Below are 7,801 nucleotides of genomic sequence, written 5' to 3' on the forward strand. Positions count from 1 at the left end.
AACTGGTATTTATACAAGGCTAGCCAGTGATAAAGTGTATCGTGAAAAGACAATATCATACATGATGGCTAGCAGTGCTGTTATGGCAGACAGAATTGAAATGGGATCTTTCAACCGTGACATTAATGAGTTTATAACAAATCTTAAATCAAAAGGTGGTAAAAAATCAAGATACAATGATTTTATGATGAAGCCTATTGGTGTTGTTCAGGTGTGGGGCGTTGATACTCCTATATGGATAGCCTCCTTTAATAACTCTATAGAGAATAGAGCGGGTGTTGAGATTACAGCTAGTGACGAACAGAAAGCTATTGCTTATGCAGACTCGGTTGTTGAGCGTACACAGGGCGCGTCAGATAATAAGAATCTATCCTGGCTATCCCGTAGTCAACGTAATCAGTTCATAAGAACAGGAATGATTTTTATGACTAGTATGACTGCTATATTCAATGGCGTTACTTCGGACGTACAGGGGGGCTGTAAGAGGCAATAAAACTGCTACTGAGTCAATATTAGGGGTGTTCTATAAGCTAGCCATGCCTGCCTTTACCTTGACTGCTATAAATGCTTTGTATGGTATTGCTACAGATGATGATGATCTGGAAATTATAGATGAAATTAAATACCAACTAACATCATCTATAGTTGGGAGCTTTTCCTTTTGGTAATGCAGCTCATAATGTTGCGAGTGGAAGAGGGTTAGGGCTTGCGCCAGTTGATGTTATGGGGAATGGGCTAAAAAGTCTTTTTAAGTCGATTGAGAAAGGTGAGCTTAGCAGTAAGGACGCGAAGAAGATAATAAATATGATAGGCGTATTAGTTCCTTTTGCGGGTACTAATCAGATCACTAAAACGGTACAAGGTATCGCTCAAAACATTAAAGAGGATGACGAGCTAACAATAAGTCAAATGATAAACAATTTGATGCACGGTGAGCATGACTATGATAAATAAACTAAAACAACTCATTGATTTTATAGTTATAATGGGCTACATAAAAATTAACAGATATAGATAGGACTAATATATGGCTTTTATATTTATAGAAACATTTTCAGGATTAGCAGACGCAAAACTCGGACAAGCTCCATTGGTCAAAACACCAGTGTTGAGAGGTACAAGAATTTCAGTGCCTGCTAGAGGAGATGAGACTTGGGCATTACTCAAGGGTGAAAACATCATTAGAGTTGTGCCAAGAGAGAATACATATCTCATAATCGGTGGATGGAAGAAAGGCGAAACACCAGCCAACCTAGTTAGATCACCAGCTTACACATTGACTGCAAACCAGACAGAATTTATAAATATGCCAGAAAGAATTGGCCAGTATTATAATATTGCCATTATTGTAGAAAAAGGCGATGCATAGCATAGGAGAAATCAAATGATAAATTAAAATAAGCTTTAAGGAATAGGAGTAATAGATCATGGCTAATTAAGTATTACAACAAATAAAACACGTACTCAAATGATTGCATCTCTTACCGCTTGGGCTGATGCAGTAAAGGTATCTGGAAATGACTATATATGGTCATGTACAGATCATATAGAAGTAATTAATGCTGAGATTAATATCAGCGGATTAACACTTATTTTTGCAACAGGTAAAAGGATATATGCAAATGGTGGAACAATATATGTATCAGAAGATTATGTTGATACCTACATTCAGCCAGCAACAATATATTTCAGAGCAGCATCAAGAGGAGTGATTGATCTTGTTGCTGGGAGTGGTAAATGGGTAGGTAAGGGTCTTAATCTACACATGACAGAAGGGGATATAAGATTCAATAGCACAAATGGTCAGACAAACCTGCAAGACCTAACTCTTGAATCTGAAACATCCACTAACAATTACTTTTTTATGATACTACCAGCAACTGCAAAGATTAATGTTATGCGTGTTGCTGGTTTTGGTGTGTCTATTACTTCTGGAGATTTCTCAATGAATCCTAAAGGTATTGGATTAGTTTCTGGTAATGGATTCGCTGCTGCAAAGTTTGTGGCTAATAATAAGACACTAAATCATTTTGTTGTTCAATCAAGTGCTGCAAAACAATTCAACACATCATCTCTTGTTTTTGGTGTGACAACGTTAAACTTTAAAGATGGATATGTAAATCCTTTATTTATGGGTATGTATCCCAAAGGTAATGCCTCAGTTTTGAGAAGAATTCAAAGGACATTGACTCTTAACCCAGAGGATTTAGATGGAACTAACATCTCAGGATTTAGCTACAGGGTAGCATCAGATAGAATAATACAGCCAGCAGGAACAACAACACACCAAACTATCAAATAGTTACTGAGAACAACAAAGCATACGGTTATCAATATCTAATGACTGTATGGAAAGGGGGGGGAGGAGGGAGGAGGGAGGGGGGGGGGGGGGGGGAGGGGGGGGGGGGGGGGGGGGGGGGGGGGGGGGGGGGGGGGGGCAATACTGAGCAGGTGGCTGACTTATGGTGTTGCACGGACCAGACAATAGATAGGATATGAGGTTTCATACAGAAGTGGCTGGCTTAAAAGAAGCGCAATTCTCTTCAAATTCATTATAATTTGCTACTGCCCTGCCTTGCGGCGTGCAGACTTATGGGAAGTGGACAATTCATTCAGGTCGGTGCAACCCCGACCATCGCTGCAAAATACACCCTGCTGCCAATTTTACGATTGATTAGGTCGCTTTGCATCAATAAGAGTGACTTTTCAATTCGAGATGATGTTTTAACTACGGATGGTGAAACATTACCAAATTACTACTGGGTTGGTTTTTTAGTCCGACTGGGGGGGAAGCAGTGCAGCCACTTCAATTAGGGCGCTCACGCGAACACAATTATGTAGGTTCACAATGCTATTAGGAAGAGGAATACCTGGTAAATTCAGATTATTCCTAAAATAGGCTGGTAGTTTCGAGGCAATTGTCATCTCTTACAGATCTACCTTTCCAAGAACCGATGGTAAAAGCAAACATCGGGGGGAAGAGGAAGGAGGGGGGACAGATTGCGAGTCACTGCCCTTTTGGTGTTGAGGCTGCTGCTGTAGGTATATGGCCGTTCTCTCAAGGAACAGGTAACAGAGCTAATATGATTTCTGGATACAGAGCTGGTGTTGGAATCATCAATATTCAGCTAGTAGTATCGCCTACAGTCAAGTATTATGCAGTTGCTAAGGGTCATGGCTCTAATATGACTGCACCCTTTATTATAGAGCCTGTAGGGCTGTTAGGTGGCGTTATAAATACCGCCTTAGATAGGATTGATAAATCAACAGGACTAGGACTTATTCCAGTTGTTCTAACCACCGCACAAACAAGAATTTCTAACATGTTTGTTTTTGACCCAACAACACAAGATATTGAAATTAAGCTACCGACAGATTATGCCTCAGATGCTAGGTGGGATGCTACCAATCGTATATGGCAGTTTCTAGGTAGTGATTTTGATGCTATTGCGTATAAGGTCGACCACATCCAAACAACATCTGCATTCATGGCTAGAACACAAAGGGCTTTTTTCTCAGATAACAAGATGGATTTAGCCACCGATGTTCATGCAGGGATTTTGAAACAATCTGCTACTAATGCAACAACAGCTAGCGGTGCAGTTAAAATATCCTTAAATCAATCTTCTGTCAGTCAATTCGGAGATTCGTTCCAGAAGAACACATTTATAGATAACTCAAATGGTGTTGTAGATGTTGTTGGTGGTAACCCATTGTCATTACACATTTCAGGCCAAGGACTAACGCCTGCTCAAGCAACAAAGCTGGATGAAACACATCAAAGGTTAGCACTTGACCCTGCAAAACCAATAACAAACAAAGAAGATGGCGGTATAACATCTACAGGTATGACCATCAATGCTACGGAAAGTGGTACAGGTGATATAGTACAAACTAGGGCAAGCTCAACAGAGTAATTGCCAGATATAAAGAGGAGAAATCCAAATGAAAGATGCATCATTTTTATTAACTGCAACCGTAAAAGCAAAAAGTTCTTATGACAGCTTAAAGGAAAATATCCAGTTCTCAGTATGCGATAGTATATTTGTTGAGAGCATAACAGGAGTCAGCGAGGTTGATATTCAGCTTCTGTATGGCGATAAGCTGCACGCAGATTTGCCCGGAATGACTGAGGGTTGCGGTAATGCTTCACTTGCAACTAATCAGCTTGATACTTATAACCGTGTAAGAATAGAGAACAATGGAGCGGTAGATGCTATTGTTAAACTAAGGATTAATTACTTTGGATGGTTCTATAAAACAGGCTCTGGTGGAGGAGGTGTTGCATCTCATGTAAAGATAGATGGCAAGCCACAAGTTAGTATCCCCGACCCTGTAACTGTACAAGGCAAGGTGTCTCTTGACGGTAAATTCCCATCAACAGTAAAACTTGAAGGCGCAGTAGCTTTAGCACCTGATACTAAAGTCAGCATAAAGGATACTGTAACTGTAGAGGGTAAAGTATCTATTGATGGAACTCTGCCATCTAAAGTAACAGTTGATGGTGCTGTAGCTCTTGCTCCTGATACAGCAGTTGCTATTAATAAGCCTGTCACTGTAACGGGTAATGTAGCAACAACATTAACAGGTAAGCCAGCCATATCAATCCCTGATACGGTTAATGTAAAGCTTGCGTCAGGGACTATCAATGTAGACCCTGTTCCAGCAACAAAAACTTATAAGTCTAAAACGTTGGTTTTACCAACGTCACCTATACAGATTCTAAAGGCGGATGATAAGCGGGCTAACTGTTCAGTACAGGCTGCATTTTCAAACAACGATGTTGTGTTTGTATTAGCATCAGCAAAGCCAGATGAAAAAGTAGGAGCGCTAAGTTTTAAAGATACATACAATGATAACTATGCAGGAGACTTATGGGCAATGGGTCGTGGTGATGGTCAGGCGGTTTATATTACAGAATCATTCAATTAAAATAAAGGGCTTGTGAAATGAGTTTTGTTAGAGCAAAGTCAATGTCAACTTTAGGTGTAAAAGCACCTGATAAAGGCAAAGGAATGGCAAGCCTTGGTGTTATTCTGGGAATTATCCCTCCTACTCCAATACCTACACACAGAACAAGATCAAGAGGGATGCTAGTTGGACTTGGAACTTTTATGTCATGAAAACTGAGCTTTATAAAAAGCATTAAGCTGCGATGGGTTTAGGCAACGCACTATTTTTTCATCAATCTCTTTTATGATTACATAATACGGAGTTTTCTTTGACTCATGCATGGCGTTCTTTATTACAAATCCTTGAGTCTCTGTCAGGTATTTAATAAGTACTCGAACGGTAGGCGGTGCATACTCTCTATTCATTGCTAGCTTTATAATATTAATTGCCACAACAATATCACTGGGTTTAAGCAGTATCCTATGTAATCCAAACTTTTGTGATACCCTACCTTTTGCAGTTAGTTTTGCTGTATAGCTACCACCTGAACACCAGAAATCATCAAGATCAGTTATCCAGCAATCCGCAGAACTCTCAACAATGCTTGCCATCTCTTCTTTTGAGTCATCGTAATCGCTAGATAGACTTTCCCAGTTATTTATTAATGAAGTAATCTTTTTTTGGTCAACATCATCCATCTTGATAATGCTAATCATTAAAGACTCAATCTCTTGTTGATTGATAGCCTTACCTATTGGATTTCATATTACCATTCAATGATATTGGGTATTGTCGTGTTACAGCCATATCCACCAGAAGAAGTCCTGCTTTTCTTTGAATAATTAGCTAAATAATCAGCACCTTTCATAGCAGACCATTCCTTAGCTTTCCTATTATTTACCCTGCAACCTATACCATTAGCATACATATCTGATATTTTTACCGCTGCTAATACATCTCCCAATTCAGCAGCCTTGAGATAGCGGTTGAAAGCTGCTTTTAATGCTCTTGGAGTAATGGCTAGCTGTTCAAGTATTTTAGCTGAGTAATAATCAGACCTACCGCTATCATCTCCTGAAAGATTATTAAATAGCTTCAATGCCTGGTGTGGGTCATCATCCTGAATACACTTCGCATATTCAAACATGGCTACCTCATATCCGGCTTCACAAGAAAGCTTTAAATAATGCAATGCTTTACTTGGATTTAAATCATTGTAATACTCATATAATAAGTATCCGGATGATGCAAACCCAAGTGCTGCGCTAGCTTCTAATTCTTGAATCTCGTTCTTTGATGGCATATCAATAGATCATTCCAGCAAACCTGATTAAATCAACCGGACGATCAAGAAGATAGGTTAATACATTACCAGTTTTAGCTGTATATGACCCAGTAATATCTGCATTAGAGATGTTAGTGTGTCTCATATCAGTATTAATAAAGTTTGCATCCTTAACACTACCGCTCTGAATACTCGTGCCATTCATTAATGCGTTTTCAAACGTAGCACCATTTGCATTTAACCTCATAAGGTTTAAACCTTGAAGATTAGCATTAGCTAGATTAGCCTTTGGTAATGCAACACCATGACTAACTGCATACGATACAGTTGCACCAACGGTATTATATTCGCAGGTATGTGTGAACAACACCTTACCAGCCGTATCTTTAATTTGAATCGTAATTTTATCTTCACTCATTATCTTAAGCTCATAATTAATTTAAATACCAATTATAGCATAATTGCTAGCCATCTTACCCTGAATGAATAGGCATAAAAAAAGCCCAGAGTTATTAAGCCCTGAGCTTTTATCTACTTATTTATTGAGTTGTTAATTACACTGCAACTTGCTGTACTTCTGGACTTCTATCTACCGCATATTCCATAGCATCTATTTCTTTACAATTGGTGCAACACATGCAGTCAACACAACCCTTGCAATATATGCATACATTGCAACCCCTGCATCCAATACAGTGATTGCAATCCTTGCACCCATCACAGTCTTTGCAGTTCGTGCAGTTCTTGCAGTTCTTGCAGTTCTTGCAGTTGCACTTGCAGTTAATGTTGCCATCTTTATCTGGATTCCTATCGTTCACTTTAATATCGTTCATTTTATTTATTCCTATTAAGGTTAATGCAATACAGGTGCTTCTGGTTGATCGTCTTGATCTTGTTCAAGCCATTCAGTCATTTTTTTATATTCATTAGCCATCTCTAAGTTTTCTTGTGCATCAGTATTTCCTTGATCTGCTGATTTCTTGAACCATTTAAAGGCTTCACGATGATTAGTAGCTACACCCTTACCTTGTGCATACATTATACCCAAGCTATTTTGCGAGATGATATGATCTTTTTCTGCCGCTTTCATGTGCCACTTATAGGCTTTCTTATAGTCATCCATATCTTCATAAATGCAACCAAGAACTGCTTGCGAACTTACGTCATCTTGTGCTGCTGATTTCTTGAGCCACTTAATGGCTTTATCAATATCCTTATCTACGCCTATACCCTCACTGTACATTCTACCCAAACTGTATTGACAGGCATAAAACCCCTGTTTAGCAGCCATCTTGTACAGCTTAAAGGCTTCTTCTTCGTCCTTGGTAACGTACTGCCCCTTTTCATACATAAAGCCTAAGCTTCCTTGTGCCATGTCTAGACCTTGATCTGCTGATTCTTTCATCCACTTAAAAGCCTCCTCATAATCTTGTTTCACCCCAAGCCCGTTGTGATACATACAACCCAATTGAAATTGTGCATTAGAATCAAACTTTTTTGCAGCAATCTTGAACCACTTAATAGCCTTACTGTAGTTCTGATCTATTAATGTCCCGTTAAGGTAGTGATTCCCTAAGTCACACGCTGTAATCTCGTGATCTAACACTGCTGCCACCAATGCAG

The 7,801-nt window shown here is 39.2% G+C and carries 12 protein-coding genes; 8 read left to right on the top strand and 4 right to left on the bottom strand.

The features are described from left to right. The first annotated feature begins 82 nt into the window (after positions 1 to 82). The 7 genes from K6984_RS25180 (at position 83) to K6984_RS25210 (ending at position 4,932) form a co-directional block, all read left to right on the top strand. Complete coding sequence (locus K6984_RS25180; protein WP_221897922.1) at positions 83 to 493, top strand: hypothetical protein; 411 nt, start codon at positions 83 to 85, stop codon at positions 491 to 493. A 152-nt stretch (positions 494 to 645) separates the two neighbouring features. Next, positions 646 to 954 carry a hypothetical protein gene (locus tag K6984_RS25185; RefSeq protein WP_221897923.1) on the top strand — a complete coding sequence of 103 codons (309 nt, stop codon included), beginning with the start codon at positions 646 to 648 and terminating at the stop codon, positions 952 to 954. A 73-nt stretch (positions 955 to 1,027) separates the two neighbouring features. Next, positions 1,028 to 1,369, top strand: a complete 342-nt coding sequence (locus K6984_RS25190) for a hypothetical protein (protein ID WP_221897924.1) — start codon at positions 1,028 to 1,030, stop codon at positions 1,367 to 1,369. Positions 1,370 to 1,468: 99 nt separating this feature from the next. Beyond that, a complete protein-coding gene (locus K6984_RS25195; RefSeq protein ID WP_221897925.1) occupies positions 1,469 to 2,302 on the top strand; it encodes a hypothetical protein in 834 nt (277 codons plus the stop codon). A gap of 290 nt (positions 2,303 to 2,592) precedes the next feature. Next, a complete protein-coding gene (locus K6984_RS25200; protein ID WP_221897926.1) occupies positions 2,593 to 2,814 on the top strand; it encodes a hypothetical protein in 222 nt (73 codons plus the stop codon). Positions 2,815 to 2,954: 140 nt separating this feature from the next. Continuing rightward, a complete protein-coding gene (locus K6984_RS25205) occupies positions 2,955 to 3,917 on the top strand; it encodes a hypothetical protein (RefSeq protein ID WP_221897927.1) in 963 nt (320 codons plus the stop codon). 28 nt (positions 3,918 to 3,945) lie between these two features. Then, positions 3,946 to 4,932, top strand: a complete 987-nt coding sequence (locus K6984_RS25210) for a hypothetical protein (protein WP_221897928.1) — start codon at positions 3,946 to 3,948, stop codon at positions 4,930 to 4,932. A 185-nt stretch (positions 4,933 to 5,117) separates the two neighbouring features. Here the strand turns inward: K6984_RS25210 and K6984_RS25215 are convergent, their stop codons facing one another. The 3 genes from K6984_RS25215 to K6984_RS25225 form a co-directional block, all read right to left on the bottom strand. Then, entirely contained in the window at positions 5,118 to 5,591 is a 474-nt protein-coding gene (locus K6984_RS25215; RefSeq protein WP_221897929.1) for a hypothetical protein, read from the bottom strand. 68 nt (positions 5,592 to 5,659) lie between these two features. Continuing rightward, the gene (locus K6984_RS25220; protein WP_221897930.1) at positions 5,660 to 6,196 is read right to left on the bottom strand and encodes a tetratricopeptide repeat protein; all 537 of its coding nucleotides are present in this window, start codon (positions 6,194 to 6,196) and stop codon (positions 5,660 to 5,662) included. A gap of 1 nt (position 6,197) precedes the next feature. Next, positions 6,198 to 6,596 (bottom strand): pentapeptide repeat-containing protein, encoded by a 399-nt coding sequence (locus K6984_RS25225; protein WP_221897931.1) that lies wholly within the window; start codon positions 6,594 to 6,596, stop codon positions 6,198 to 6,200. A gap of 148 nt (positions 6,597 to 6,744) precedes the next feature. On the opposite strand from K6984_RS25225, the gene K6984_RS25230 reads away from it, so the two are divergent. Further along, the gene (locus K6984_RS25230) at positions 6,745 to 7,029 is read left to right on the top strand and encodes a hypothetical protein (protein WP_221897932.1); all 285 of its coding nucleotides are present in this window, start codon (positions 6,745 to 6,747) and stop codon (positions 7,027 to 7,029) included. 2 nt (positions 7,030 to 7,031) lie between these two features. On the opposite strand, the gene K6984_RS25235 is transcribed toward K6984_RS25230, so the two are convergent. Next, positions 7,032 to 7,801 (bottom strand): tetratricopeptide repeat protein (locus tag K6984_RS25235; protein WP_221897933.1); only part of this gene is annotated, 770 nt, incomplete at its 5' end.

The organism is Bathymodiolus japonicus methanotrophic gill symbiont, from assembly GCF_019721995.1.
In the GTDB taxonomy this organism is placed as follows: domain Bacteria; phylum Pseudomonadota; class Gammaproteobacteria; order Methylococcales; family Methylomonadaceae; genus Methyloprofundus.

Bases quoted from the DNA above. Each gene is read 5' to 3' on its own strand.
- K6984_RS25215 (WP_221897929.1), bottom strand. From the start codon at position 5,591: ATGGATGATGTTGACCAAAAAAAGATTACTTCATTAATAAATAACTGG.
- K6984_RS25180 (WP_221897922.1), top strand. From the start codon at position 83: ATGGCAGACAGAATTGAAATGGGATCTTTCAACCGTGACATTAATGAG.
- K6984_RS25205 (WP_221897927.1), top strand. From the start codon at position 2,955: ATGGTAAAAGCAAACATCGGGGGGAAGAGGAAGGAGGGGGGACAGATT.
- K6984_RS25195 (WP_221897925.1), top strand. From the start codon at position 1,469: ATGATTGCATCTCTTACCGCTTGGGCTGATGCAGTAAAGGTATCTGGA.
- K6984_RS25220 (WP_221897930.1), bottom strand. From the start codon at position 6,196: ATGCCATCAAAGAACGAGATTCAAGAATTAGAAGCTAGCGCAGCACTT.
- K6984_RS25210 (WP_221897928.1), top strand. From the start codon at position 3,946: ATGAAAGATGCATCATTTTTATTAACTGCAACCGTAAAAGCAAAAAGT.
- K6984_RS25225 (WP_221897931.1), bottom strand. From the start codon at position 6,596: ATGAGTGAAGATAAAATTACGATTCAAATTAAAGATACGGCTGGTAAG.
- K6984_RS25190 (WP_221897924.1), top strand. From the start codon at position 1,028: ATGGCTTTTATATTTATAGAAACATTTTCAGGATTAGCAGACGCAAAA.
- K6984_RS25200 (WP_221897926.1), top strand. From the start codon at position 2,593: ATGGGAAGTGGACAATTCATTCAGGTCGGTGCAACCCCGACCATCGCT.